The sequence below is a fragment of the Lapillicoccus sp. genome (assembly GCF_046595215.1).
Classification (GTDB): Bacteria; Actinomycetota; Actinomycetes; order Actinomycetales; family Dermatophilaceae; genus Lapillicoccus.
Genome location: NZ_JBKJPP010000100.1, coordinates 1 through 25602 on the forward strand (window position 1 = coordinate 1; position 25602 = coordinate 25602).

At 72.1% G+C, this 25602-nt stretch carries 25 protein-coding genes; 15 read left to right on the forward strand and 10 right to left on the reverse strand.

Features of this window, described 5'->3' with window-relative positions; translation table 11 throughout:
- The 4 genes from ACLL9L_RS07975 to ACLL9L_RS07990 all read left to right on the forward strand — a co-directional run.
- Window positions 1-498: hemerythrin domain-containing protein (locus tag ACLL9L_RS07975; RefSeq protein WP_411284112.1), on the forward strand; the 498-nt coding region annotated here is incomplete at its 5' end.
- A gap of 201 nt (window positions 499-699) precedes the next feature.
- Window positions 700-945, forward strand: a complete 246-nt coding sequence (locus tag ACLL9L_RS07980; protein ID WP_411284113.1) for a hypothetical protein — start codon at window positions 700-702, stop codon at window positions 943-945.
- Between the two features lie 123 nt (window positions 946-1068).
- Window positions 1069-1827 (forward strand): class I SAM-dependent methyltransferase, encoded by a 759-nt coding sequence (locus ACLL9L_RS07985; protein ID WP_411284114.1) that lies wholly within the window; start codon window positions 1069-1071, stop codon window positions 1825-1827.
- A complete protein-coding gene (locus ACLL9L_RS07990) occupies window positions 1824-3413 on the forward strand; it encodes an FAD-dependent oxidoreductase (protein WP_411284115.1) in 1590 nt (529 codons plus the stop codon). The genes ACLL9L_RS07985 and ACLL9L_RS07990 overlap by 4 nt, the downstream gene beginning before the upstream one ends.
- Before the next feature lie 15 nt (window positions 3414-3428).
- Here the strand turns inward: ACLL9L_RS07990 and ACLL9L_RS07995 are convergent, their stop codons facing one another.
- From ACLL9L_RS07995 to ACLL9L_RS08010, 4 genes are read right to left on the reverse strand one after another with little or no spacing between them, the layout of a single operon-like run.
- The gene (locus tag ACLL9L_RS07995) at window positions 3429-4436 is read right to left on the reverse strand and encodes a DUF5914 domain-containing protein (RefSeq protein ID WP_411284116.1); all 1008 of its coding nucleotides are present in this window, start codon (window positions 4434-4436) and stop codon (window positions 3429-3431) included.
- Window positions 4433-5362, reverse strand: coding sequence for a phytoene/squalene synthase family protein (locus ACLL9L_RS08000; RefSeq protein WP_411284117.1), 930 nt, complete (start codon window positions 5360-5362; stop codon window positions 4433-4435). Before ACLL9L_RS08000 ends, ACLL9L_RS07995 begins: the two co-directional genes overlap by 4 nt.
- Complete coding sequence (gene crtI, locus ACLL9L_RS08005; protein WP_411284118.1) at window positions 5359-6861, reverse strand: phytoene desaturase family protein; 1503 nt, start codon at window positions 6859-6861, stop codon at window positions 5359-5361. Before crtI ends, ACLL9L_RS08000 begins: the two co-directional genes overlap by 4 nt.
- Entirely contained in the window at window positions 6858-7958 is a 1101-nt protein-coding gene (locus tag ACLL9L_RS08010) for a polyprenyl synthetase family protein (protein ID WP_411284119.1), read from the reverse strand. Before ACLL9L_RS08010 ends, crtI begins: the two co-directional genes overlap by 4 nt.
- A gap of 137 nt (window positions 7959-8095) precedes the next feature.
- Between ACLL9L_RS08010 and ACLL9L_RS08015 the strand changes: the two genes are divergently transcribed.
- From ACLL9L_RS08015 to katG, 7 genes are all read left to right on the forward strand, one after another.
- Entirely contained in the window at window positions 8096-8593 is a 498-nt protein-coding gene (locus tag ACLL9L_RS08015) for a DUF2505 domain-containing protein (RefSeq protein WP_411284120.1), read from the forward strand.
- A gap of 78 nt (window positions 8594-8671) precedes the next feature.
- Window positions 8672-9235 (forward strand): NYN domain-containing protein, encoded by a 564-nt coding sequence (locus ACLL9L_RS08020; RefSeq protein WP_411284121.1) that lies wholly within the window; start codon window positions 8672-8674, stop codon window positions 9233-9235.
- A 347-nt stretch (window positions 9236-9582) separates the two neighbouring features.
- Entirely contained in the window at window positions 9583-9903 is a 321-nt protein-coding gene (locus ACLL9L_RS08025; protein ID WP_411284122.1) for a hypothetical protein, read from the forward strand.
- On the forward strand, window positions 9864-10334 hold the full coding sequence (locus tag ACLL9L_RS08030) for a DUF664 domain-containing protein (protein WP_411284123.1): 471 nt from the start codon (window positions 9864-9866) through the stop codon (window positions 10332-10334). The genes ACLL9L_RS08025 and ACLL9L_RS08030 overlap by 40 nt, the downstream gene beginning before the upstream one ends.
- 174 nt (window positions 10335-10508) lie before the next feature.
- Window positions 10509-11048, forward strand: coding sequence for a hypothetical protein (locus ACLL9L_RS08035; protein WP_411284124.1), 540 nt, complete (start codon window positions 10509-10511; stop codon window positions 11046-11048).
- 609 nt (window positions 11049-11657) lie between these two features.
- Window positions 11658-12095, forward strand: coding sequence for a Fur family transcriptional regulator (locus ACLL9L_RS08040; RefSeq protein ID WP_411284125.1), 438 nt, complete (start codon window positions 11658-11660; stop codon window positions 12093-12095).
- A gap of 80 nt (window positions 12096-12175) precedes the next feature.
- Window positions 12176-14377 (forward strand): catalase/peroxidase HPI, encoded by a 2202-nt coding sequence (katG, locus tag ACLL9L_RS08045; RefSeq protein ID WP_411284143.1) that lies wholly within the window; start codon window positions 12176-12178, stop codon window positions 14375-14377.
- A 241-nt stretch (window positions 14378-14618) separates the two neighbouring features.
- Here the strand turns inward: katG and ACLL9L_RS08050 are convergent, their stop codons facing one another.
- Window positions 14619-15098 carry a hypothetical protein gene (locus tag ACLL9L_RS08050; protein WP_411284126.1) on the reverse strand — a complete coding sequence of 160 codons (480 nt, stop codon included), beginning with the start codon at window positions 15096-15098 and terminating at the stop codon, window positions 14619-14621.
- Window positions 15099-15320: 222 nt separating this feature from the next.
- Here ACLL9L_RS08050 and ACLL9L_RS08055 point away from each other — a divergent pair, with 222 nt between their 5' ends.
- Window positions 15321-17078 carry a putative Ig domain-containing protein gene (locus tag ACLL9L_RS08055; protein ID WP_411284127.1) on the forward strand — a complete coding sequence of 586 codons (1758 nt, stop codon included), beginning with the start codon at window positions 15321-15323 and terminating at the stop codon, window positions 17076-17078.
- A 112-nt stretch (window positions 17079-17190) separates the two neighbouring features.
- On the opposite strand, the gene ACLL9L_RS08060 is transcribed toward ACLL9L_RS08055, so the two are convergent.
- From ACLL9L_RS08060 to ACLL9L_RS08075, 4 genes are all read right to left on the reverse strand, one after another.
- Window positions 17191-18546 carry a cryptochrome/photolyase family protein gene (locus ACLL9L_RS08060; RefSeq protein ID WP_411284128.1) on the reverse strand — a complete coding sequence of 452 codons (1356 nt, stop codon included), beginning with the start codon at window positions 18544-18546 and terminating at the stop codon, window positions 17191-17193.
- On the reverse strand, window positions 18539-19303 hold the full coding sequence (locus ACLL9L_RS08065) for a type II CAAX prenyl endopeptidase Rce1 family protein (protein WP_411284129.1): 765 nt from the start codon (window positions 19301-19303) through the stop codon (window positions 18539-18541). The genes ACLL9L_RS08060 and ACLL9L_RS08065 overlap by 8 nt, the downstream gene beginning before the upstream one ends.
- Entirely contained in the window at window positions 19300-20244 is a 945-nt protein-coding gene (locus tag ACLL9L_RS08070) for an NAD(P)H-binding protein (protein ID WP_411284130.1), read from the reverse strand. Before ACLL9L_RS08070 ends, ACLL9L_RS08065 begins: the two co-directional genes overlap by 4 nt.
- A 144-nt stretch (window positions 20245-20388) precedes the next feature.
- On the reverse strand, window positions 20389-20886 hold the full coding sequence (locus ACLL9L_RS08075; protein ID WP_411284131.1) for a nitroreductase family deazaflavin-dependent oxidoreductase: 498 nt from the start codon (window positions 20884-20886) through the stop codon (window positions 20389-20391).
- A 121-nt stretch (window positions 20887-21007) separates the two neighbouring features.
- Between ACLL9L_RS08075 and ACLL9L_RS08080 the strand changes: the two genes are divergently transcribed.
- Together ACLL9L_RS08080 and ACLL9L_RS08085 are read left to right on the forward strand one after the other, a co-directional pair.
- Entirely contained in the window at window positions 21008-21709 is a 702-nt protein-coding gene (locus ACLL9L_RS08080; protein ID WP_411284132.1) for a TetR/AcrR family transcriptional regulator, read from the forward strand.
- Between the two features lie 271 nt (window positions 21710-21980).
- Window positions 21981-22748 (forward strand): hypothetical protein, encoded by a 768-nt coding sequence (locus ACLL9L_RS08085; protein WP_411284133.1) that lies wholly within the window; start codon window positions 21981-21983, stop codon window positions 22746-22748.
- 90 nt (window positions 22749-22838) lie between these two features.
- Here the strand turns inward: ACLL9L_RS08085 and ACLL9L_RS08090 are convergent, their stop codons facing one another.
- Window positions 22839-23453 carry a hypothetical protein gene (locus ACLL9L_RS08090; protein ID WP_411284134.1) on the reverse strand — a complete coding sequence of 205 codons (615 nt, stop codon included), beginning with the start codon at window positions 23451-23453 and terminating at the stop codon, window positions 22839-22841.
- A 151-nt stretch (window positions 23454-23604) separates the two neighbouring features.
- Here ACLL9L_RS08090 and ACLL9L_RS08095 point away from each other — a divergent pair, with 151 nt between their 5' ends.
- A complete protein-coding gene (locus ACLL9L_RS08095; RefSeq protein ID WP_411284135.1) occupies window positions 23605-25551 on the forward strand; it encodes an N-acetylmuramoyl-L-alanine amidase in 1947 nt (648 codons plus the stop codon).
- Window positions 25552-25602 lie beyond the last annotated feature (51 nt).

The following is a 25602-nucleotide window of genomic DNA, read 5'->3' on the forward strand; positions in this document are numbered from 1 at the left end:
ACGTCCACCGACGCCATCGTCCTGCTGCGCAGCGACCACAAGGAGGTGCGCAAGCTCTTCACCGAGTTCCAGTCCCCGAAGACGACACAGGCGCGCAAGGGGAGCATCGTCGCCAAGGTCATCGAGCTGCTGACCGTGCACACCTACATCGAGAATGAGGTGATGTACCCGCAGGTGCGTTCCCTCCTGCCCGAGCTCGAGGCGGACGTGCTCGAGTCCTATGAGGAGCACCACGTCGCAGACATCCTGGTGATGGAGCTCGCCGTCCTCAAGCCGGGCGACGAGCGGTTCGAGGCCAAGACTACGGTGCTCATCGAGAACGTCACCCACCACATGGACGAGGAGGAGCAGGACTGGTTTCCCAAGGTCCGCGAGGGACTCGGCCGCAAGAAGCTGCAGGAACTCGGGCAGCTGCTCCTCGAGGCGAAGAGGACGGCGCCGCGCTCCCCGGCGCAGCCCAGCGCCCTCAAGAAGGTCGTCGACGCCGTCATCGCGTAGCAGTGCCGCGATCGGGGGATCCGTGTCCACCCCGACCGGTGGAATGACGCAGGGCCCGATCACCGACGTCCTCGCCGCCCTGCAGGACCGGCTCGACGCACTGCCGCCGGGAACCCCGTCCCAGCACCAGTTCCTCGCCACCTACCGGCGGACCACCCGGGCCGTTGGGGCGGCGATCGGCGACGGCCTGGACGTGGTCGGGTGCCTCGCCCGTGGTGTCTGGCGTTCGATTCCCCGCCGTCGTTGCCGCCACTGCGCCACGTCCTGCTCGGCATCAACGCGCACCTCAACTACGCCCGGCTCCTCGGGCCGGAGGCGTATGCCGTGAGGCTGGGCGAGATTGAGCTGCTCAGTGCCGCTCGCATCGCCGACCTGCTGGCGCCCGGTCAGGTGCTGCTGCGCCTGGCTGTCGCCGGGTTCGGGGTCGTCCTGCCACCACCTGAGTGACTCCGGCCACCAGGGACGGGGTGGTGGGCCGGGTCGCGGGCGCATCGTCCAAGATGGGGGTCTGGAGACGACGCCCACCTCCTCCAGCACGCCCGCCACCGGATGCCAGAGAGAGGCCCGACGTTGACCCCCACCCAGGCAGTGCCCCGCGCAGAGCTGCCCGAGGCGTTCGACGAGGTCGCGGACCGCTACGACCTGATGGTCGCGATGAACCCCGGCTACCACGCCCACCTTCGCTCCTCCGCGACGGTGCTCGTCACCTCGCTGGCCGACTCGGTCGTGCCCGGCCGCCCGTTGCGCCTGCTCGACCTCGGCTGCGGCTCGGGCGCCTCGACACGGGCGCTCGTCACGGCGCTCGAGACGGCGGGCGCCGCCTCCGAGCTGATCGGGGTCGACGCCAGCGCAGGGATGCTGCGGGAGGCCCGGTCCAAGCGCTGGCCTCCGCAGGTCAGCTTCGTCCACGCCCGCGCGGAAGAGCTCGCGGACCAGGCCGTCGTCGGCGGTGATGCGGGACTGGACGGCGTCTTCGCGGCATACCTCGTGCGCAACGTGAGCGCGCGCGACGAGCTGCTCGCCACCCTCCACGGGCTGCTGCGGCCCGGTGGCGTGGTGGTCCTGCACGAGTACTCCGTCGCCGGCAACCCCCGCGCGGCGGCGATCTGGACCGCCGTATGCCGTGGGGTCGTCGTCCCGCTCGGCTGGGTCACCTCCCGCCGCACGCGGCTCTACTCCTACCTGTGGCGCAGTGTCATGGACATGGACTCGACCGCCGAGCTGATGGACCGGCTGGTGCGGGCCGGGTTCGAGGACGTGCGCACCCGGTCGGTGCGCGGCTGGCAGCGCGGCATCATCCACACCTTCCACGCCCGCCGGCCACGGTGACCTGGCAGCCGGGGCGCGACCCGCGGGCGGTGCGCCACCCGAGCCCGGTGGCCGGGGGGCCGCTGCCTGCGGGGACCCGGCTGCCTCCGCGCAGCCATGACGGCGTCGTGGTCGTCGGTGCCGGCGTGGCCGGTCTCGCGGCGGCGGCCGGACTCCTCGAGCGGGGCGTGCCGGTCACCCTGGTCGAGCGCGAGGACACCCTCGGCGGGCGGGTCCGGGCGTGGCCGGTCTCGCTGCCCGACGGGAGCGCCACGCAGATGAGCCGGGGGTTCCACGCCTTCTTCCGGCAGTACTACAACCTGCGCTCCCTGCTGCGGCGGGCGGACCCGGCTCTCGAGCACCTGCGGGCCCTGGCGGACTACCCGCTGCAGCTGGCGGACGGACCCCGTGACTCCTTCGCCAGGATCCCGACCACGCCTCCGCTCAGCGTCGCGGCGTTCGTGGCCCAGAGCCCGAGCTTTCCGCTCAGTGCACTGCGGCGGGTCGACGTCCGGGCCGCGCTCGGCCTGTTCGACGTCGACTTCCCGCAGACGTTCACCGACTACGACGGTGTCAGTGCCGCCCAGGTCCTCGACGGCCTGCGCTTCCCCGAGCAGGCGCGCCACCTCGCCCTCGAGGTCTTCGCCCGCAGCTTCTTCGCCGACCCGCGCGAGTTCTCCGGTGGCGAGCTCGTCGCGATGTTCCACGCCTACTTCGTCGGCTCCGCCGAGGGACTGCTCTTCGACGTGCCCGACAACGACTACGACACCGCACTCTGGGGCCCGCTGGCGGCCTACCTGCAGCGACGCGGGGTGCGCGTTCTCACGGGGACGACGGTCGAGGCGCTCGAGTCCGAGGTGGGCAGCGACGGGACGCCCGGCCAGATCCGCGTCGTCGTCAGCGGGCCGGACGCGCCCGACCGGCTGACCGCCGACGCCGTCGTCCTCGCGCCCGACCGCGCCACCCTGCAGCACCTCGTCGCGGGAGCCGCGTGGCTGGGCGACGCCGGCTGGCGGGAGGGCGTCGCCGGTCTCACCTCCGCTCCGCCTTTCGCGGTCTGGCGGCTGTGGCTGGACCGGCCGCCGCTCGACGGGTCGCCGCCCTTCCTCGGCACGAGTGGCTACGGCCCGCTCGACAACGTCTCGTTCGTCGACCAGTTCGAGCGGGGCGCGGCCGACTGGGCGCACGAGCACCGCGGCTGTGTCGTCGAGCTGCACGCCTACGCCCTGCCGCCGGGCACGGTGGACGAGGACCTGCGGGCCGAGCTGCGCCGGCAGCTGCACCGCCTGCACCCCGAGCTCGACGACGCGCAGGTGCGCCACGAGGAGTGGCTGGTCCGGGACGACTGCCCCCTGGCGGGACTCGACCCCTGGGCCCGGCGCCCGGGAGTTGGCACGCCGGATCCGCGCGTCGTGCTGGCCGGGGACGGCATCCGGTGCGACTACCCCGTCGCCCTCATGGAGCGGGCCGCGACGACCGGCTGGCTCGCCGCGAACAGCCTCCTGGAGCGGTGGGAGCTGCCCGGACACGACCTGTGGACCGTGCCGCTCACCGGCCGCGTCCCGGGCGTGCGCACCGTCCGCTCGCGGATGCCGACCGCCCGCTGAGCACGGGTCGGGGCGTCAGCCGCCGTAGGAGTCCCCGCGCGAGCGCAGCAGCCAGCGCCGCTCGGCATATGCCAGGTCGTCCACCCAGAGCTGGGCCGCAGTGGCGGCCATCCGGGGTCGAACCAGGCGTGCCACACGCCGCGCGACCGCGAAGCCCGTCCGATCCGAGTGCGCGATGGTGGCCTCGGTCATCACGGTCACCGGACGCCCGAGCCCGTCGAGCCCGATGGGCGTCGCGTGCGTCTCCACGACGCTCCCCGAGCCCTCGCCGTCGACGATCGTCATGACGATGGTGCGCGCATCGGGGCAGGCGAACTCGGCCCGCACCGGCACTCCCCACGTGCGCGAGAGCCGGAAGGTCACGTCCACGACGAGCGTGCCCTCGTCGCTGGCGCCGTCGTCGACCGTGAGGTGACTGAAGGCGTAGGGGTGGTACCACGTCCCGTGCCAGGGGTCGAGACGGTTGGCGACGATGTCGACGGGCTCGCAGATCCCGCGTACCGCGATCACCGCGTCGATCGACGTGCCCAGCGGTGGGCGGGCTGTCATGGTCGGCTGGTCCGCGGGCACCTCACCCTCCGCCGGCAGCCGCACCCACATCAGGACCCCGTCGTCGAGCGCGGGGTACGGCGACCATCCCGGCTGCCCGCCGGCCCCGAGCGACAGGCCGTGCCAGCGGCAGGAGATCCTGCCGCCCCTGACCTCGCAGTCGTCGAGCAGGGCGCCGAGGTGGGGGCACGACCCGGGCCCGGCCAGCAGCCCCCCGTCCTGGTCGCGCCACAGCGTGACCTCCCGACCGGCGACCGGGCGCACGAGGGAGCGGTCCGCGCCGAGGGACCTGCTGGCCCCCACGACGTACCAGCCACCCGGGTCCCTGCGTTGCGACGCCTCGACAGCCGCGCGGATCCGCGCGGGACGTGCCTGGCGCCACGTCCCGTCGAGGCGGCCTCGGCGCTCGGCGGGGACCCGGCGGACCGGGACGCGTTCGGCGATCGCGGCGGAGGGGGTGCTGCGCAGGGTCATGCCAGGACTGCCTTTCGTCGGGGCGGCCCGAGGACCATGACCTGGGCGCTGAGGGCCGCCTTGCGCCACGTGGGGACTCTGACCCGGGCGGAGAAGACGTCGTAGTCATTGTCCTCGATGCGCTCCAGGATCCGTGAGTAGAGCGCCTGTGCCGCGCCCACGCAGCGGGCCGAGGCCGCCGGCAGCAGCGGTATGCCGTGGCTCGCCTCGGCGTAGAGCCCGCGGTTGCGCTCGATCTCGAAGCGCATCAGCGCTTTCCACTGCGGACTGGCGATGCGGGCCGCGGGGTCGGCGCCGAAGCGGCGCAGGTCCTCCTGGGGGACGTAGACCCGGCCGCGGTCGAGGTCCTCGCCGACGTCGCGCAGGAAGTTGGTCAGCTGGAAGGCCAGCCCGAGCGCGCGGGCCGGCCCGAGCGCCGCGGGCGAGGTCGGGCGCAGCACCGGCAGCATCATCTCGCCGATGACCGCGGCCGAGCCGTCCATGTAACCGAGCAGGTCCTCCCACGTCTCGTAACGGGTCGCCGTGAGGTCCTGTGCCATCGCCCCGAAGAACCGGTCGAACCGCTCGTCCTCGATCCCGCAGGCGCGGACCGTGTGGGCCACGGCGGTCATGACCGGGTCGGTGGTGGGCTCGCCCGCCCGAGCCGCCCGGAAGGCGGCCGCGAAGTCGTCGAGCCGACGCGTGGTCCCCGCCGCGGCGGCCGGGGAGGTCGCCCCGTCGGCGTCGACGATGTCGTCCGCGAGCCGGCAGAGGGCATACACCGCGTGAACGTGGCGTCGTTGGGGAGCGGGGAGCAGGGCCGCGCCCCAGAAGTACGTCGTGCCATATCGCCTGGTCAGCAGTGCGCACTGCCGGTATCCTTCTCGCAGAAGGGTGCTCGCTGGCGGGGTGCCGGGGACGGACGGAGGCTCGACGGACCCGGTCATCGCGTCCGCCTCACGGGCCCCCGGCCGCCGCGCGGCAGGTAGGCGTCGACCCGGTCGGCGGCGAGCTTGCCGCTGATCAGCACCATCGGCACGCCCACACCGGGGACGGTCCCGGAGCCGGCGAACATCAGGCCCGGCACCCGCCGCTCGCGGTTGCTCGGTCGGAACGGCCCGGTCTGCAGGAACGTGTGGGCCAGCGCAAAGGGCGTACCCTCGCGCATCCCCATGTCGCGCCACTCGATCGGGGTGACGAGCCGCTCGCTGACGATGTCGGTGGGATAGCCGTTGGTCTCGAGGAAGGCCAGCAGCCGCTCACGCATCGGCTCGCGCTCGCGGGACCAGTCGATCCGGCCCGAGAGGTTGGGGACGGGCTCGAGGACGTAGAGCGTCGAGTCCCCGTCAGGAGCCAGCGACGGGTCGGAGAGGGTGGGCACGGAGACCAGCCGTGACGGGTCCGGCATGAAGGTCCCTTCCTTCATCAGCGCGTCGAACGCCCCGTTCCAGTCCTGACCGAAGTGGATGTTGTGGTGGCTGGTGCCCTCGGCGGGCGCTCCCTTCGCGCCGACGTGCCATACGACGGCCGACGGCGAGTAGGTGCCGCGCCGGACCACCCGCGGCGGCTTGAGCTGCGGCAGGAGGTGGTCGTAGGCCACAGGGAGGTCGAGGGTGCACACGACGGCGTCCGCCCGGATCTTCTCGCCGTCCTGCAGCGCGACGCCGGCGATGCGGCCCTCGCGATCGAGCAGCAGTCGGTCGACCGTGGCCCCGAACCGCAGGTCGGCCCCGGCCTTGGACGCCGCGGTCGCGAGCGCGGCCGGGACCGCGTCCATGCCCCCCTCGGGAAACCAGACGCCCTCGATGGAGTCCATGTAGGTGATGACCGCATAGATGGCGAGGGCCTCCTCGGGCGGCAACCCGGCATACAGCGCCTGGAAGCTGAAGAGGCGGTGGAGCCGCTCGTCCTTGAACCAGCTGCGGATCGACGGTCCGAGCCTGCGGAAGCCGCCCATCCGCACGAGCCGCGCCGCGGCCAGGGGTGACGAGAGCAGGTCGAGGGGGCTGTCGAAGTTGGCGTCGATGAAGTGCGGCATCTCGAGGCGGTAGAGCCCCCGCAGCCAGATGACGAAGTCCTCGAAGGCCGCCGCGTCGACGCTCCCGCAGGTGCGGGCGATCTCCTCGCGCATGGCCTCGACGCCGTGGCGCACCATGATCTCGCTGCCGTCGGCAAAGCGCGCCCGGTATGCCGGGTCGAGACGTCTCATCGGCAGCAGCTCCCGCAGACTGCTCCCGGCAGCCCGGAGCGCGTCGTCGACGAGATCGGGCATGGTCATCACCGTGGGGCCGGTGTCGAAGGTGAACCCGTCCTGCCTCACCCGCAGCCCCCGCCCCCCCGGTGCGTCGTGGCGTTCGAGCAGGACCACCTCGTGGCCGCGACCGACGAGGTGGCAGGCAGCGGACAGCCCCGCGATGCCGGCTCCGATGACCGCGACGGTGCTCATGTGTTCCTCCACGCGACGAGCTGGACCATGGCGACGAGGCCCGCCGCGCCGTCGGGGTGCAGGTCGGTGCACTCGAGCGCACCCAGGGCGAGCCGGCTCTGCCGGGTGATCATGGCTTCCACCTCGTCGCGGACCCCGCAGTCGACGAGGGCCTGCTGCAGCTCGCAGACCTCGTCCGGTGAGACGGGACGCTCCCCGGCGAGGAGGCGGCGGGCGAGCGGGGCCGGGAGCCGCTGCTGCCCGAGGGCGAGCACGACGGTGGCCTTGCCGGACACCAGGTCGTCACCCACCGGCTTGCCCGTGGCGCCGGTGTCACCCCAGATGCCGAGGTTGTCGTCCCGCAGGGCAAAGGCCTCGCCGAGGTGCCCGCCGTAGGACGACAGGGCGGCAGCGACCGCCGGTGACGCCCCGGCCGCCGCGGCCCCGAGCAACAGTGGCCGCTGGACGGTGTAGGCGCCCGACTTCAGCCGCGCCACCCGCCGGGACAGCTCGAGGTCCCGGCGCCGCGCGGCCGTGCCGGTCAGGTCGAGCAGCTGACCCTGGACGAGCTCGCGCAACATCAGGCGCCACTCCTCGCGCACCGCGGTGCAGGTGGAGCCGATGAGGTGCGCCGACTCGCTGAGCGCGAGGTCCCCGAGGAGGACGGCCACGCTGTCACCGAAGAGCTCCGGGTCGCCGAGCGCCTCGACTGCCGCGTGGTCCCGGGCGGCCTCGACGTGGGTGCTGAGCTGGCCCCGGCGTGAGTCGGAGCGATCCATCACGTCGTCGTGGACGAGGGCAAACAGGTGCAGCAGCTCCAACGCGGCCGCCGTGCACACGAGGTCCGCGTGACCGCGTCCACCCTCAGTGCCGTGACCGCTGACCCAGCCCCAGTGGCACATCACGGGGCGCAGCTGCTTGCCGGCGCTCGGGATCAGTCCCGCACGCAGCATCTCCGGGAGGTCGCGGGCCAGCACGTCCGTGGGCTCCGGGCTGCGCTCGTGCCAGCCGCGAGCGATGTCCTCGGCCACCTCGCCCAGCAGTTCGCGGACCTTGTCGAGGGTGGCCGAGGGCTCGGCGAGGGGGCGGGAGATGACGACGTCTGCCTGGTTGCTCATGTGGACCTTCCCTCACCCGGCGCCGCGACGGCGCCGTGCATGGATTGACGCTATCCCGTGGCGATACAGTCCTCGCGGGGGCCTCGACAACTCGTCGTCCCGGAGGTCCATCCGCGGGGTGGAGGAGGGTGCGGACGGTGGCCGGACAGGTGGATGTGTGCCGCGAGCTGACCCTGACCGTGGGGCAGGCGTTTGCGGTCCTGGCCACCGAGGAGCACTGGCGGGCCTGCCTCCGACTCGCCCCGGAGATGAGCTCCGCGCTGGTCGAACTCACCTGTGACGACACGGTGGTTGACGTCCGGACACGCAGCACCCTGCCAATGGACTGGCTGCCGGGGCCGGTGCGGGGGAGGCTCCGCGCGGCGCCGACGCTCCGCCGGCACGAGCGTTGGACGTTGAACCCCCCGGACGCGGCCCGGGCCGACATCACCATCGACATCGACCTGGAGCGGGTGGATGCGTCGGTGGCCGGCCACGGATCGCTCACCACACGCCCTCCGGACGGGAGCCTCGTCGACGTCCACCTCGAGCTGTCGGTGCCCGTCCCGCTGCTCGGGGGCGTCATCGAGGCTCTCGTCGCGGGCCGGGTCGAGGCTCTCGTGCGGCGCGAGCAGGCTCTCCTCGAGCGGGGCTGACCTGCCCCCGTGGCGTCCCGGCGCGCGCGACGGGCGATGAGCCCACCAGGGCGACCAGGACCCCGTAGGGTCGCCACCATGAGCGAGGACGGGCAGCGCACGACCTACGTGTTGGTCGACGGCGAGAACATCGACGCCACCCTCGGCACCTCGATCCTGTCCAGGCGGCCCCAACCCGACGAGCGGCCCCGGTGGGAACGCCTGCTGCAGTTCGCCCAGGACCAGTGGAGCCAGCCGGCCAAGGGACTGTTCTTCCTCGCGGCCAACGGCGAGCTGCCGATGGGGTTCGTCCAGGCCCTCCTCGCCATCGGCTACCGACCCATCCCGCTCTCCGGCCGCGCCGGCGAGAAGGTCGTCGACATCGCCATCCAGCGCACCATCGTCGAGCTGCAGCGGCGCGAGAGCGACGTCATGCTCGTCAGCCACGACGGCGACTTCCTCCCCCAGCTCGGTGACCTCTGCGACGGACGACGGGTGGGCCTGATCGGCTTCAAGGAGTTCCGCAACAGCGGGTTCCTCGCGCTCGAGGACGACGGGCTGGAGTTCTTCGACCTCGAGTACGACGTCCGCGCCTTCAACACCCGGTTGCCGCGGGTGCGGATCATCCCCATCGACGAGTTCAACCCCGGCGACTTCCTCTGAGCGCCGGGCCCGGCACGTCAGTCGGACCCGGAGTCGGTGCGCGCCGAGCAATGGGAAGTGCTGCCCGGTGCCCCCAGGACAGGCCGTCATGGTGGCCCACGCCTGGCGCCCTGCCCATCGAACCCCAAGGGCAGCGGGGAGCCAGCTGAGCCCGTGGAAAGGCACTCCCCCCGGCGCAGACGGCGTTCGCGTTCCCACCGACCAGTTTCGATGATCAGCCGCAGCCGCGTGGAGCCGCCTGCAGGGCTCAGCACCGGCGGCGTCACGGCGCCCGACACCGACAGCACGCCCTACTGGCGCTCTGGCCATGCGGGCAGATCGCCGGCGCCGGTCTCGCGATCAGCGGGGTGGACCGGCACGCGGTCGCGGTACCCGCGCCGCCGTGGCCGTTCTCCTGGCACTTCGGCGTCAGCGCCGCCGAGCACCACACATCGATCATGGGACCGGATCACCCTGACCTCGCACTGCACCAGGTCGTCACCGCGCTTCGACCGGGCACCCATGGGCCACCGCCACCCCCGCTGCGGCTTGCGAGGCTGGCCCGCGAGAGGCGCCCGCGCCCGGAAGGGGGTGAGAAGGCCGTGCTTGCGGAGTACGTCGACCGCTACCGGATGACCTTCGAGCTCAAGTGCAAGGGACTCACCGCCGAGCAGCTCGCCGCTCGCTAGTCCGGCTCCACCGCACCGAGGAGGACTCGGACCTGGACTTCAACCACGTCGTGGCCGACGGCGGGGTCGTCGCCGAAGCGTGGGACACCTGGCGCGGTGAGGTCGCACATGCCCGGGCTGCCTACGCCGACCTGGACCTCGACGTACCGGTCGACGTCAACGGCCAGGAGGCCGAGGCGCGCGACATCGTCGTCCACCTTGTCGAGGACTATGCCGGCGACGCGGGCCACGCCGACCCGCTGCGTGAGTGCATCGACGGCCGCACGTCGGGTGACACCCGCCAGTGCGGCGGAGTGCGAGCGCACGTTGTCGCCGACGTGACGGCATACCGCTGTGTGGTCACCCCGGCGACGTTCGGGATTGGAGGTTGCGGAGAGCAGCGGAGCTTCAGGTTGCTTGGCATGGGGCAAACTCCCCGATACCTTGGGTGACAGGAAGCGCCGGCCCGCGGCGAGCAAGGAGTCATCGTGAGCGATCAGCCAGCTAAGCGGGAAGACAACGCGGATCGGACGCGCACCGACGACGGGGGCCGGGAGCGGAGTGGGGCGTCGAGCGAAGAGGAGCCCCGCGCCGAGCCGACGGTCGAGACGGACAACGGTCGAGCCATGGCTTCGGAAGCGTTCGGCGATTCGGAGCACCCGCAGGGGGAGCCGGGGGGCGTCGCGGACCCGCGGGACCGTGACGATGCGGATGAGCGGCGCACGTCCGCCGACGAGTTTGCCCGAGAACACGACCCAGCGAACCATGACATCTCGGCCGGTGAAGAGTCCCGCCAGGAGGGTGACTGGACCGCCGATGAGGCGGGAGGCCCGCAGGTCTGGGACGCTGACGGCAACCTCGTCGAAGGGGCAACACCCAGCGAGCCGGGACTCGGTCACGAGCAGCCAGACGACCACAACGGTGATGCCGCCGCGGGAGGGCGGCATACCTCAGCGCTGGAGGAGGTGCGTGATGGTGGGTACGGCGTCGGATCGGCAGCGATCATCGTCAACGGCGTCATCCCGCTCGGCCATCTCGTCACGGCGTGGGAGGACACCAAGACCTTCGTCACGCCTGACCAACCACGTTACGGGAATGCTGACCCCCATCTGTGGTTCACCGACGCTGACGCCGCCGAGAAGGCCGGCTTTCGTCACGTCGACTGAATGAGACACGAAACTCTTAGCCTCGCAGCCTGTGGCGGCTGATGTCCGTCGGTCACCACACCCTTGCCGGAACAAGGACGTCCGATCTTGCCGCGTGGAGGACGGCCAGGTCACATCTGCGTAGCGGGTGCCTGGTTTGAGGTCGGTGTTGCAGGACCGCGACTCACGGGAGCGGTTCGGACGTCGGAACCCCGGTCACCAGTGCCGTGCGTAGCAGGCCCAACGCTGACCAACGCATCAGCTCGCCGGCTTCCTGTCGGGAGAGCCCGCCGACGTCGGTGAGCCAGACCAGCGCTTCGATTCCGGTTGCGCTGCCGATGACGATCAGGCACGCTGCACGCGTCGAGCACCAACCAATGGCCGTATCTTGTGGCGACACAGCCGGGGTTCAGCCGGCGATCGCCGCGCTCGTGTCCGCATCGGCTGCTTCCTGGGTCGCGAGCCCGACCAAGGCAAGGGTAGCCGCAGCGTCCCTGAGCAGGAACGACGCCGGGCACTTCGATGTAGCCGAGGTTTCTTGCTCGTCGGAGTCTGAAAACGACGCCGGGACGTGACTTGTCCGCTTTGTTGTCTTGAATCATTCGTGTTTGTACGGGTAGGTTCGACGTTGTGCCCGCATCCCCTACTCCGACCGCTGCCGAGGAGCTGCGCGGTGCCGGCCTGCGGGTGACGGCCGCCCGCGTCGCGTTGCTCGCGACCGTGCGGGCCGGTGACCACCTCGGCGTCGAGGCGATCGCCTCCGGGGTGCGCGATCGCGTGGGCCACATCTCCCTCCAAGCCGTGTACGAGGCCCTCCACGCGCTGACCGCGGCGGGTCTGGTGCGTCGCATCGAACCGGCCGGCAGTCCGGCCCGGTTCGAGGGACGCGTCGGGGACAACCACCACCACGTCGTGTGCCGATCGTGCGGTGTCGTCGCGGACGTGGACTGCGCGGTCGACGCGGCGCCCTGCCTGACCGCACCGCACGACCACGGCTTCTCGATCGACGAGGCCGAGGTCACGTTCTGGGGCCTGTGCCCCGACTGTCCCATCGCCCAACGTTCCTGATCGTCCCGTCATCACCATCCGATCCACCACGCCCCGGAAGGATTACCGTGCCTGAGAACCACGACGCAGTCGTCGGAGACATGAACTCGGAGGAGAGCGAGGCCCGCTGCCCGGTCGCGGTCGCACGCCCCCATCACCCCACTGAGGGCGCGGGGAACCGTGAGTGGTGGCCGAACCAGCTCAACCTGAAGATCCTGCGCAAGCACCCGGCCGTCGCCAACCCCATGGGCGAGAGCTTCGACTACGCGGCGGAGTTCAAGACCCTCGACTTCGACGCCCTGACCGAGGACGTCGACGCGGTCATGACGACGTCCCAGGACTGGTGGCCGGCCGACTACGGCCACTACGGCCCGTTCTTCATCCGGATGGCGTGGCACAGCGCGGGCACGTACCGCATCGCGGACGGTCGCGGCGGCGCCGGGGCCGGCATGCAGCGTTTCGCGCCCATCAACAGCTGGCCGGACAACGCCAACCTTGACAAGGCCCGCCGGTTGCTGTGGCCGGTCAAGCAGAAGTACGGTCGCAAGCTCTCGTGGGCGGACCTGATCGTCTTCACCGGCAACCGGGCACTGGAGACGATGGGCTTCAGGACCTTTGGCTTCGCCGGCGGTCGGGCCGACGTCTGGGAGCCCGACGAGGACGTCTACTGGGGCTCCGAGGACACGTGGCTCGGCGACGAGCGCTACACCGGCGACCGCCAGCTCGAGAACCCCCTGGCCGCGGTCCAGATGGGTCTCATCTACGTCAACCCCGAGGGTCCGAACGGCAACCCGGATCCGATGGCCTCGGCCCGCGACATCCGCGAGACGTTCGCCCGGATGGCGATGAACGACGAGGAGACGGTCGCGCTCTGCGCGGGCGGGCACACCTTCGGCAAGACCCACGGCGCGGCCGACCCGAATGAGCACGTGGGCCCCGAGCCCGAGGGCGCACCGCTTGAGGAGCTGGGCCTCGGCTGGCGCAACGGCTACGGCACCGGCAAGGGCGCGGACACGATCACCAGCGGGCTCGAGGGTGCGTGGACGCCCACCCCGGTCACCTGGGACAACAGCTATTTCGAGACCCTGTTTGGTTACGAGTGGGAGCTGGTGAAGAGCCCCGCCGGCGCTCATCAGTGGGCGCCCAAGGACGGCGCCGGCGCAGATGTGGTGCCCGAGGCGCACGACTCCTCGCGGCGGGTCGCCCCCTTCATGGCAACCACCGACATCGCGCTGCGGGTCGACCCGATCTACGAGCCGATCTCCCGCCGCTTCATGGCCAACCCGGCCGAGTTCGCGGACGCCTTCGCCCGGGCCTGGTTCAAGCTGACCCACCGCGACATGGGACCAATCCAGCGCTACCTCGGGCCGCTGGTCCCGACGGAGACGCTGCTGTGGCAGGACCCGGTCCCCGCCGTCTCCCACGAGCTCGTCGACGCCGCGGACATCGCTGCCCTCAAGAGCCAGGTCCTCGCCTCGGGACTGTCGGTGTCCCAGCTCGTCTCGACCGCGTGGGCGTCGGCCTCGTCGTTCCGCGGCAGCGACAAGCGGGGCGGCGCCAACGGTGCCCGGATCCGCCTGCAGCCGCAGAGTGGGTGGGAGGTCAACGACCCCAACGGGTTGCCGTCGGTGCTGCGCACCCTGGAAGTTCTGCAGGAGTCCTTCAACGGGGCCCAGACCGGCGGGAAGCGGATCTCGCTCGCCGACGTGATCGTGCTCGCTGGCTGCGCCGGTGTCGAGCAAGCCGCGAAGGACGCCGGCCACGACGTCCAGGTCCCTTTCACCGCGGGCCGCACGGACGCCTCGCAGGAGCAGACGGACATCGAGGCCTTCGCCCCGCTCGAACCGACCGCGGACGGCTTCCGCAACTACCTGGGCAAGGGCCACCGGCTGCCGGCCGAGTACCTGCTGATCGACCGTGCGAACCTGCTCACCCTGAGCGCCCCCGAGATGACCGTGCTCGTGGGGGGCCTGCGGGTGCTGGGTGCCAACACCGAGCAGTCGCCGTTGGGCGTCCTCACGACAAGGCCGGGGACGCTGACCAACGACTTCTTCGTGAACCTGCTCGACCTGGGCACCACGTGGAAGACAGCGGCAGACGGCGAGACCTTCGAGGGTTGCGACACCGCGACCGGCGACGTGCGCTGGACGGGCACCCGCGCCGACCTCGTGTTCGGCTCGAACTCCGAGCTGCGCGCGCTCGCGGAGGTCTATGCGAGCAACGATGCGATGGAGAAGTTCGCGAACGACTTCGTCGCGGCGTGGGACAAGGTGATGAACCTGGACCGCTACGACGTCGCCTGACCTGACGTCCGGGTCGGCCCACCCGGCCGACCCGGACGTCCTCGGTCATGGCCCGACGCCTCGACCTTTTCCCGGGTACGGGGTCACAACCAGCACTGACCCATCTCGTCGGCTGCGGCGTGGGTGCTGGCTCCTTGCGCAGCCGGGAACCTCCGGAGGGGCACCCTCCGGCAAGCCCCGCACCACTCCGGAGGCTTTCCCAGGGCAACCAGGGCCCTGGCCAACATGACGCCCGAGGACGTTAGCGGCCCGTGACCGCGATGTAGACCGCCGGGATGTCGTTCGGGTTGAGCAGCACGGACGGCGCCAGGCAGCGCGTCGGCAGGGCGACCGTGGCCTCGATCTCGGCGTTGCCCTTGGGGGAGAAGGCGACGCTGCGTGTCATGGCCACCACGGCGCCGTTGCACACGACGCTCGCGGAGATCTTGGGAACGGGGTTCGTGCCCAGGGTGGGGATGATGAGCCCACGGACCTCCACCTCGAGCCTGCCGTCGCCGCCGAGGCGGGCCTCCCCGCGCGAGATCACCCACGGGGCCCCGCCGGGCTTCACCCCGAACAGGACGGGGTCGGTGGTCATGCTCCCGGTGATCGAGGCACGCAGGACGTCCCCCTCGTCGTGTCCGGAGCGGCTGTCGTCCGCCGAGGCGGCGGACGCGGAGAGGAGGCTGAGACCGAGGACGGCGCCGGCGGCGAAGGCGGCCGGTCGGGAGATTCGAAGCATGGTGGACCCATTCTCGTCGGGGGAGCCGGGCCGACTCCCTGTCGGGTAAGACGTCCTTGGACCGTGGCCGGTTCAGGGGGTGACGCGGCAGGGCTGGACACCGCAGCCCCGCTCGGGTACGACGACCTTCGTCTCATTGAGGCGCAACCTCCGAGCGACGAGAACAAGGAGGGAGGCCCGGAGGACGCTTGCGAAGGTCGGCACCAGGAGGATCTGAGACTCATGATCACACCGAGGCTCGTGCGGGGGGTCAACCTGACGAGAACGGTGTGGTGGCTCGTGCTGACGACCGTCGTGCTCACCTTCGTCCCGGCAGAGCCGGCCGTTGCGGTGGCGACCGTGACGCGGGCGGAGGTCAGCGGCACGCAGCTGCGTCTGCAGGGGACGGCCCTGCCCTTGCGGGACGTCACGGTGGACGGTGTGGTCCTCGGGCGGAGCGACGGTTCTGGCGCCTTCCGGATCCAACGCGACCCGTTCCAGCCCCCCTCCGACTGCTCGGTCGACGTCAATGACGGATCGGCGACGGTGACGGTTGTGCGGCTCTCCGGCTGCACGGTGACGCCGTCGCCCCCGACACCGGGTGACATCGTTGCTCCCACCGTGCCGGCCAACCTGACCGCCTCACTCGCCGGCACCACTGCCAACCTTGGCTGGACGACCAGCACGGACGCCGTGGGCGTCGCCGGGTATCGGGTGAGCCGCAACGGCGCCGTGCTGTCAGGCACGGTCGCCGGGACGACGTTCGCCGACTCGGGCCTGACTGCGGGCACCTACGGCTACACCGTGACCGCCGTGGACGCAGCAGGCAACGTGTCGGGCGCCTCCAACAGCGCGTCGGTGACGGTGGCCTCCGCTCCGCCCCCGCCGGCGGACACGACCGCCCCCACCGTGCCAGCGAACCTGACGGCCGTCCTGAGCGGGACCACCGCCAACCTCAGCTGGACCGCCAGCACGGACAACATCGCTGTGACCGGCTACAAGATCACCCGCAACGGCGTGTTTCACACGGATGCCCTCAACACCTTCTACAACGGGACCGGCCTGGCCGTCGGCACGTACACCTACACCGTGGCAGCGGTGGACGGCGCCGGGAACGTCTCGGGCTCGTCCAACAGCGCCTCCGTGACAGTGCCGCCGCCCCCGCCAACGGACACCAGCGCCCCCACCGTGCCGGCCAACCTGACAACCACCGTTGTCGGCACCACCATCAGCCTCGGCTGGGCGATCAGCGCCGACGACACCGCCGTCACCGGCTACCGGGTCACCCGGAACGGCGCCGTGCTGGGCACGACCATCGACACCACCTTCCTCAACTCGGGCCTGGCTCCCGGCACCTACACCTACACCGTGATGGCCTTCGACGGCGCCGGGAACATCTCGGCGGCCTCCAGTGGCGTCTCGGCGACGGTGGCGGCACCCGCGCCGCTCGGATTCGTCACCCCGTCACGGCTACCGGATGCGACGGTGGGGCAGGCCTACCTCGGCTACATCGTGTCGAGTGACCCGCCGGGGCCGTCCACCTTCCGATTCAAGCTGGTGTCCGGCAAGGTGCCGGCCGCGACGAGCTTTGTCGGGAACAGCTTGCCCAACAGGCCCGAGGCCCGGGTGGTCGGCACCCCCACGGCGGTCGGCACGTCGACATTCACCGTCGAGGTCAGCGACGGCGCCGGCGCCACCGCGCGCCGGACCTTCACCATCTCGGTGCTCGCTGCCCCTGCGCTCGCCATCGCAGGCGGCGTCAACGTCCTGAGTGCCGGGACCGTGGGGCAGCCCTACGGTGACGTCCTGTCGGCCACCGGTGGCGTCACGTCCTACACCTGGGCGATCACCGGCGGGACCCTCCCACCGGGGCTCTCGCTCGTGGGCTCGGCCTTCTTCGGCACACCGACGACCGCCGGGACCCACCTCTTCACGGCCCGCGTCACCGACGGCCTCGGCGCCACGGCGAGCGGGCAGTTCTCGATCGCCGTCGGTCCATAGGTCGCCCGTCGGCGTCCTTCAGGCTTGGCTACCAAGGAGGGTGGCCGCAACTGGCGGATGGTGACGGTGCGGTCTCGCTGCCGAGGTGGCATCGGGTGGCGCCGGGGGTGGGTCAGTGCTGCCGGGTGACTGCGGCGTAGCGCTCGAGCGCCTCGACGCGCTCGGTGGCGTGGTCGACGATCGGTGCGGGGTAGCCAACGGGGACTGGGTCGGCCGTCCAGGGCTCGTGAACAGCCTTGCCGGACAGCCCTTTCAGCTCGGGGACCCACCGCCGCACGTAGTCGCCCCGGGGGTCGAACTTCTGGCCCTGGCTGATCGGGTTGAACACCCGGAAGTAGGGCGAGGCGTCGGTGCCCGTGCCGGCGGTCCACTGCCAGCCGTGCTGGTTGCTGGCGAGGTCGCCGTCAATGAGGTGGTCCATGAAGTGCCGGGCGCCGCGGGTCCACTCCAGGTGGAGGTCCTTGACGAGGAACGACGCGACGATCATCCGCACCCGGTTGTGCATCCAGCCGGTGGCCAGCAGCTGCCGCATCCCCGCGTCGACGATGGGGAATCCGGTCTGCCCGCCGGCCCAGGCCTCGAAGGCGCGCCCCGCCGCCGCCCCGCCGTCATAGGTCATCGCCGCCATCTCCGGCTTGAAGTAGCCATGGGCGCTGTTCGGCCAGTGGTGCAGGACGTGGGCGTAGAAGTCGCGCCACGCGAGCTGCCGCGCGTAGGGCGCCCCGACCCGGCCGCAGTCCACGAGCATCGTCCGCGGGTGGATCGTGCCGAGCTTGAGGTGCGGGGACATCCGCGACGTGTGGTCGAGGTCGGGTCGGTTGCGGTCCGCCTCGTAGTGCGCGAGGTGCTCGTCGCGGAAGCTCGCCCACGCGGCGAGGGCGGCCTGCTCACCGGCGTCGGGCAGGTCGGCGTCGATCTCGGGGTCGTCCGGGACGTCGTCACCGTCGACGACCCGCCAGGTGACCGTGGCCGGGTCGGAGTCGGCGGGCCTGCGCCAGCCGTGCTGCAGCCACGCCCGGTGGAAGGGGGTGAAGACCTTGTAGGGGTCACCGTCCTGCTTGAGCACCCGCCCCGGCGCCACGGCATACGGGGAGCCGGTCGCGATGACCGGGACGTCACCTAGCGCGGCCTCGACGCGCCGGTCGCGGGCCGCGCCGTAGGGCGCGTAGTCGGCGCTGAGGTGCACCGCCCGGGCGGTGACCTCCTTCGCCAGTGCCGGGACGACCTGCTCCGGCCGCCCACGACGCAGGACGAGGCGCCCGCCGTGCTTGCGCAGGTCGGTGTCGAGGGCGCGCAGGGTCCGGAGCAGGTATGCCGTGCGCGGCGCCCCGCTCGCGCGAAGGAGGCGGTCGTCGAGGACGAACAGCGCTGTGACCGGGCCCTGTTCGGCGGCGGCCATGAGGGCGGGGTGGTCCCCGAGGCGGAGGTCGCGGCGGAACCACAGGATCGACGGGCGGTCGTCAGGCATGGGCCCCTTCCCGGCGGATCGAGCGGCGGAACAGCGGGGGGAGGAAACGCAGCATCAGCACCGACCACGTGAGGTGGGTCAGGGCGGGGGCCTGCACCCCTCCGGACGCCTTGCGCTGGAGTCCGAAGAGCGCGCCCATCGCGCCGGCGGCAAGCGTGAGCGCGGGGTTGCGGGTAGCGGCCGTGGCCGCGGTGTAGGCGAGGGTCGAGCGCAGCACCGGGTGGACGGGGTCGAACACGTCGAAGAGCGGGCCGCGGAAGAAGAGCTCCTCGGCCAAACCGTTGGTGCAGGCGGTGAACAGCACGAGGGGGGCGGACCCCTGGTCTGCGTGGCGGAGCACGTCGCCGATCGCCTCGTCGAGGACGGGGATGCGGCGCGCGACGAGGCCGGCGGCGTAGAACGCCCCGAAGGCGGCGACCCCGGTGGCGACCGGCGTGACGATCGGGCGCCGGGCCGCGTTGTCCCAGCCCGTGATCCGGCCCAGGTGCAGCGGCCCGGACACGAAGGCGCCGGCCGCCCACGTCGCGGCCAGGCCCGTGGTGAGCCAGATGAACCGGGTCGAGCCCGGCTCGGCGGACAGTGACACGGCCAGCAGACCGGTGCCCGCGATACCGAAGGCGGTCACGACCCGACGTCGGCGGGCCCGGACCTCGTCGGTCTCGAGATGCACCACCGGCACCTGGTCGTGGAACGGCCGGGGCAGGAAGCCGAGGGAACGCCGCGCGCGCGCCCACGTCCGCTCGGCGTCCGTCGTCATCGGGCCCGGTCCGCGTCGTCCGCGGGGTCGGTGGCCGCACCCCTGTCCTGGGTGCCCTCCTGCGCGGCGCGTTCGCTCAGGGCCCGGCGGACGGCCTCGTCGTAGGTCATCGGCTCGAACGGGACCATCGCGCGGATGGCGTCGTCGCGCACGATGACCTCGTTGGTCATCGAGTCGACGAGGGCGCGTCCGGTGGTGGTGTCGACGTCGGTGACGAGGGACAGCCACAGCGACGACAGCCTCGGGGTGAGCAGGGGGACCGGGACGATGAGGAGCCGGCGTCCTTCGATGGCCGCGACGCGCCGCATCATCGTGACGTACTGCAGGACGTCGGGTCCGCCGATCTCCAGGGCCCGTCCCTTCGCCTGGGGCAGGTCGAGGACGCTGACGAGGTAGCGGACGACGTCGTCGACGGCGATCGGCTGGGTGCGGGTGCGGACCCACTTGGGCGTGATCATCGCGGGCAGATGCTCGACGATCTGGCGCGTCAGCTCCCAGGAGATGCCGCCGTGCCCGACAATGATGCCGGCCCGCAGCGCGGTCACGGGGACCCCGGCGTCGCCGAGCAGCTCCTCGACCTGCCGACGGCTGCGCAGGTGGGCCGAGAGGGCGTCGGCGTCGTCCCCGAGGCCACCGAGGTAGACGATGCGTTCCAGCCCCGCCTCGGCCGCGCTCCGACCAAAGGACCCGGCCGCCTGCGCGTCCTTCCTCTCGAAGTCCTCGGCGTCGAGGGAGTGCACCAGGTAGTAGGCGGCGGCGCAGCCCGCGAGGGCGTCGTGGAGGGTCTCGGCGTCGGCCACGTCTCCGTGGACGGCCGTGCCCGCCCCCTGGTAGGTGTCGGGGTGGCGCGTCATGGCCACCACCTCGTGGCCGGCTTCGACGAGGGCCGGGCAGAGCCGGCTGCCGACGAATCCCGAGGCTCCGGCGACGAGGACCCTCACGACGCCAGCCGGGTGGGGCGGCCTGCGGTGGGCGCGGTGACCATGGGTCCGGGGAACGCCGCAGACCCGCTGTCGTGCAGCTCGGGGGTCGTCATGTCCAGACTCTACATACCGCCCGCCGCAGCTCTGTGGGGGCTGAGGGGCTCAGGGCAGTCGGGGGCTCAGGGCAGTCAGGCGCTCACCAGCGGAGGTCACCCTGAACACCGGTATGCCGGGGGCGGCCTGCGCGACCTCGGCGTCGGTGGACCTCGCGGAGAGGCCCTCGACGAACCTGCCCACCTCCCAGCCCCACCGGCGCAGGTAGACCCGCAGGACCGGTCCGCGAGCGGTGGCGGGCAGCTCGAGCACGGTGACGCGTTCGGTCCGGCGGCCGACGCGCAGCTCCGCCTCGCCGGCGGCCCGGATGTTGCGGACCCACTGGGTGTTGCCTCGGGGGGCCACGAGGTAACGCTCGCCGTCGAGGACGAGGAGGTTGACCGGGACCCGTTGAGGTGTGCCCGTCCGCCGACCGCGCACGGTGAGGACCCGGGAGCCGAGGAGGCTGACGCCGTGGTCGGTGAGCCAGGCGACGGCAGTGGAGAAGGCGGCGTCGGCGCGACCGGCCGGGGGGATGTAGCGGGGGAGCGAGGGCGGGGTGGACATGAGGGCCTCCGGAGGTGACGGCATATTGAGTGGCAAAACGAGAGCGGTGCTCTCTGATGCAGCGTAGAGCAGGTGGACGACGATGGCAAGAGCACTGCTCTCGACGTGGCAGAATGGGGCGGTGACCACGTCGACACCCGGCCCCCGCCAGGCCCGCCGCGAGGATGTCTCCGCGCACGTCCTCGAGATCGGCCGTCGGCACCTGGCGGAGCAGGGGGCGGCGGCGCTGTCCCTGCGGGCCGTCGCGCGCGATCTCGGGATGGTGTCCTCGGCGGTCTATCGATACGTCGCCAACCGCGACGAGCTGCTCACGCTGCTCGTCGTCGACGCCTACACCGAGCTCGGCGACGCGGTCGATGCCGCGACGACGTCCGGGCGGGGTGGCCTGGAGCCCAGGTTCCTCGCCGTGGCCCGTTCCGTGCGGACGTGGGCGCTGGCCGAGCCGGCCAGGTATGCGCTCCTCTACGGCAGTCCGGTCCCCGGCTACGAGGCCCCCGCGGCGCAGACGACCGAGCCGGGCACCCGGGTCGTGCGGGTCATCCTCGGACTGGTCGAAGCCGGTGTTACCGCGGGCGAGGTGGCGCGCGGCGCGGGGCCCGTCCCCCTCCCGCGGGTCGTGGCCGCCGACCTGCGCCGGCTGCGCACCGGGCTCGGCCTGCACCTCGACGAGGGGGTTCTCGCCCGGAGCGTCCTGGCATGGTCGGCGCTCGTCGGGGCCGTCAGCCTCGAAGTCTTCGGACAGTACGGACCCGACACCTTCACCTCCGGTGACGCGCTCTTCGACCACCAGATGCGACTGATCGTCGCGGTGCTGAGGACCTGAGGACCTGAGGTCGGGAGGACGTGAGGACGTGAGGAGCTGGAAGGGGCTGGGCGCCCGCCACACAGGACCCGTCCAGACTCGGTTCCTATCCTCGAGTGACATCCCGGCGACGACGGCGGGTTCCCTGCCGCCCACCCGAGAGACCTTCACCCGCATGCCACCTGCGCTGACCGATCCGTCGACCTCACCGTCGACCGCCCCACGGGACACCCCGTTGACCCCTGCGCCAAACCTCTCGTCGACCGCTGCCCCGGCTCCCGCGAGGTCGTTCGTGGGGCTGAGCGTGACCCAGGTGCTCGGCAGCGCGCTGGCTGCCGTCACGGCCGCGCTCGCGGCCTCCTTCCTGGGCGTAGCCGGCACCATCATCGGAGCGCTCGTCGGCTCCCTCGTCGCGACGGTCGGGTCCGCCGTCTACGCCCACTCCCTGAGCACCGCCGGGGCGCGGCTGCGGATCGTGCGGGTGGTCACCACCCCCGGCCCCGCTCCCGCCCCCTGCCCGGCGCCGGTCGCGCCGCAGACTCCCCGGACGTCCGTCCCCGAGCGGGACCAGCGTGCTCGACCCACGCTCTGGTTGCGGGTCGTAGCCGGGCTCGTGGCGGGCGCCGCCCTTGCCCTCGGCGGCATCACGCTCGTCGAACAGGTCATCGGTCACCCCCTCTCGGGGGCTGCGTCCTCGGGCACCTCCATCGGCAACGTGGTGACCCTCACCACGCCGCATCAGGTGGCGTCGGTCGCTCCTGCGGACCGCAGCCCCGGCGACAGCGCAGTCACGACAGCGACGCCCACGATCCGCCCGTCGGAGGCCACGACCGCCACGGGCACCGCGACCGGGACGGGCACCGTGACGCCGAGCCCCACGGCGACCACGTCGCCGGCTGCGCCGCCTGCGCCGTCGGCACCGCCTGCGCTGTCGGCACCGCCGCCGGCCTCGGCACCGCCTGCGGCCTCGGCACCGCCGCCGGCACCGGCACCGGCCACACCAACACCGAGCTCGGCGGCGGGGGGAACGGCCACGGGCGTGGCAGCGCCGGCGCGGTAGGGACCGGCCCACCCCGTCCCTCCCCCGGTCGCGCGAGAAAGCCGGTGACCGGTCGGGCCCGGGCTCGCTCCGCCGCGGCAGGAGCCGAAGTCAGCTGAAGGGCTGCGCCACGCGCGGGCCGTCCGCGGTGATCGTCGGCCCAGGATCGAAGCTGCGGTTGACGACCTGCACGGAGATCCCCTGCTCGGCGAGCATCTCTCGGGCCCGGTCGACGGCCTGGTCGGCCGCCGAGGCGCCCTGTGGCATCCGCATCGCGTACTCGAAGGCCACGACGCCGAACACCGTCGTGCCGCCCTCGTGCGCGATGGCGGCGAGGCGGGTGTCGGTGAGGCCCGAGTGGGCCCAGGCAAGGGACTCGCCGGGCAGCGTGGCGACGGGGTCGAGCACCGAGGTCGCTTCCATCGCGCGGGTGAGCACCGGAGCGACCTGCTCCACCGGGGCGGCGATGACGAGGGTCTGGGCGAGCTTGTCGAGCTGGTGGCCCACCCGGCTGCTCGTCACCGCATCACCGGCGGTGCGGGCGGCCTCGCCGGCGCCGCGCGCCGCGCCGCCGGCGGTGCGGGCGGCGTCCGCGGCTCGCTGGACGGTGTCGGCGCCGGTCCGGCGGGTGAAGAGGCCGCGGGCGCCCATCACGGCCCTGCGGGTCGTGGGGATCGCGAGAAGGGCCACGACGACCACGAGGATCACCAGGTAGACCTTGATCATCCGGGCTCCTCGACGGTGGCGGCACCCGACCGTCCGTCGGCCGGAGCACACTCAGGTTAACGCGTCAAAAAACCACAGGATGCGGGGTAGTGGCGGCGGTGGTTCACTGGTGAGACCGCCCGCTACGGCGGCCCCCCTCGGAGGCGCATCCATGACCCACCCCACCACGACGAGGAGAGTGCGCCGGGTCGTCGTGGCGCTCACCTCAACCCTGTCGCTCCTCGGCGCCCTTGCGCTCGGGTCGACGCAGGCCGCCGCTGCCCCCTCGGACTCGGGCCCGACCTCCCGGGCGACGGCATTCGCCCGGGCAGCGCAGGACTACGGCGTCCCGCAGCAGGTGCTCGAGGCGGTCTCCTACGCGCAGAGCCGGTGGGAGGCCCACGCCGGTGAGCACAACACCGACGGCGGCTACGGCCCGATGAACCTCGTCGACGGCACCCTCTTCGCCGGCGGCCAGGCCGATGGCAGGAACGGCACGGACGGCAGCGTGGCCGGCTCCGTCCCCGCAGGCGTCGACACGCTCGGACGGGCGGCCACCCTCCTCGGGGTCAAGCGCGAGGTGCTCCGCGAGGACGCCGACGCCAACATCCGCGGCGGCGCTGCCCTGCTCGCCGCGACCCAGGCGAGGCTCGGCCTTCCCACCGGGACCACGTCGGATCCGGGCCAGTGGTACGCCACCGTGGCGGACGCCAGTCACGCCAGTGACGAGGCGGACGCTGCGTCGTTCGCGGATGAGACATATGCCGTGATGGCGGCGGGCGCCGCCCGCACGACGACCGACGGCAAGGACGTCACCCTCATGGCGACCCCGACCACGGCCCAGAAGGACCAGATCGGCACGCTCCGGCTCCACCGGGCCAAGCCCGACCCCCACGTCGAGTGCCCCCCCGGACTGGCGTGCGACTGGTGGCCGGCGCCCTACGAGCATTACGGCCCCGGCGCGGGTGACTACGGCAACCACGACCTCGCCCAGCGCTCCACCACCGGGCCGACCGTCGACTCCATCGTCATCCACGACACCGAGGCGAGCTGGGATACCACGCTCAAGCTGGTCCAGGACCCGACCTACGTGTCGTGGCACTACTCGCTGCGATCCTCGGACGGCCACATCGCCCAGCACGTCGCCACGAAGGACGTCGCGTGGCACGCGGGCAACTGGTACGTCAACGGACACTCCATCGGGCTCGAGCACGAGGGCTTCGCGGCCGCCGGGGCCACGTGGTACACCGAGGCCCTCTACCGCAAGTCGGCGCGGCTCGTGGGCCACCTGGCGGCGAAGTACTCCATCCCGCTCGACCGTGCCCACATCATCGGCCACGACCAGGTGCCCGGCACCACCCCCGCGACGGTCCGCCGCATGCACTGGGACCCGGGCCCCTACTGGGACTGGCAGCACTACTTCGACCTCCTGGGGGCACCGCTGGACAAGACCAGGGGACGCGCGAGCCAGGACATCGTGCGCATCCTGCCGGGGTTCAGGAAGAACCAGCAGGTCGTCACCGGTTGCGCCGCGCCCGGCGTCGCCTGCGGCCCACAGGGGACGAACTTCGTCTACCTGCACACCGAGCCGAGTGGCCTCGCGCCGCTGGTGAACGACATCGGCCTGCACCCCGACGGCAGCGCGTCGACGACGGAGGTCGCCGACATCGGGGCTCGCGCCACGGCCGGGGTGGAGTATGCCGTGGCTGCTCGCCGAGGTGACTGGACCGCGATCTGGTACGACGGGGTCGCAGCCTGGTTCCTCAACCCGACCCGGGCCCCGACGGCGATCGCCGTCCCCGGTTCCTTCATCACGCCGAGGGCCGGGACGACGTCGGCCCCGATCTACGGGCGGGCCTATCCCGAGGCGTCGGCCTATCCTGCAGGCATCCCGGTGCAGGCCGTCGTCCCGCTGCCGTCCAGCGTCGCGCCCGGGCAGCGCGCCGTGCTCACCGACGCGAGCGTCTCGACCGACTACTACCGCGCCTCGACGTTCGCCGGGATGCCGCCGACGGACCACGTCGACGTCGTCGGCCAGGAGAGGTACTACCAGGTCTCGTTCGGCCACCGGGTCGGCTACGTCAAGGCCGCCGACGTGGACGTCGTGGCCGCGCGGTGACCGCCGGTGGGCGGTGACCTGAGCTTCCGCAGGGGCAGCGAATCGGGGTCC

Bases quoted from the DNA above. Each gene is read 5' to 3' on its own strand.
- ACLL9L_RS07995 (WP_411284116.1), bottom strand. From the start codon at position 4,436: ATGACCCTGCGCAGCACCCCCTCCGCCGCGATCGCCGAACGCGTCCCG.
- ACLL9L_RS08000 (WP_411284117.1), bottom strand. From the start codon at position 5,362: ATGACCGGGTCCGTCGAGCCTCCGTCCGTCCCCGGCACCCCGCCAGCG.
- crtI (WP_411284118.1), bottom strand. From the start codon at position 6,861: ATGAGCACCGTCGCGGTCATCGGAGCCGGCATCGCGGGGCTGTCCGCT.
- ACLL9L_RS08010 (WP_411284119.1), bottom strand. From the start codon at position 7,958: ATGAGCAACCAGGCAGACGTCGTCATCTCCCGCCCCCTCGCCGAGCCC.
- ACLL9L_RS08020 (WP_411284121.1), top strand. From the start codon at position 8,672: ATGAGCGAGGACGGGCAGCGCACGACCTACGTGTTGGTCGACGGCGAG.
- ACLL9L_RS08035 (WP_411284124.1), top strand. From the start codon at position 10,509: ATGGCTTCGGAAGCGTTCGGCGATTCGGAGCACCCGCAGGGGGAGCCG.
- katG (WP_411284143.1), top strand. From the start codon at position 12,176: ATGAACTCGGAGGAGAGCGAGGCCCGCTGCCCGGTCGCGGTCGCACGC.
- ACLL9L_RS08050 (WP_411284126.1), bottom strand. From the start codon at position 15,098: ATGCTTCGAATCTCCCGACCGGCCGCCTTCGCCGCCGGCGCCGTCCTC.
- ACLL9L_RS08055 (WP_411284127.1), top strand. From the start codon at position 15,321: ATGATCACACCGAGGCTCGTGCGGGGGGTCAACCTGACGAGAACGGTG.
- ACLL9L_RS08060 (WP_411284128.1), bottom strand. From the start codon at position 18,546: ATGCCTGACGACCGCCCGTCGATCCTGTGGTTCCGCCGCGACCTCCGC.
- ACLL9L_RS08065 (WP_411284129.1), bottom strand. From the start codon at position 19,303: ATGACGACGGACGCCGAGCGGACGTGGGCGCGCGCGCGGCGTTCCCTC.
- ACLL9L_RS08075 (WP_411284131.1), bottom strand. From the start codon at position 20,886: ATGTCCACCCCGCCCTCGCTCCCCCGCTACATCCCCCCGGCCGGTCGC.
- ACLL9L_RS08090 (WP_411284134.1), bottom strand. From the start codon at position 23,453: ATGATCAAGGTCTACCTGGTGATCCTCGTGGTCGTCGTGGCCCTTCTC.
- ACLL9L_RS08095 (WP_411284135.1), top strand. From the start codon at position 23,605: ATGACCCACCCCACCACGACGAGGAGAGTGCGCCGGGTCGTCGTGGCG.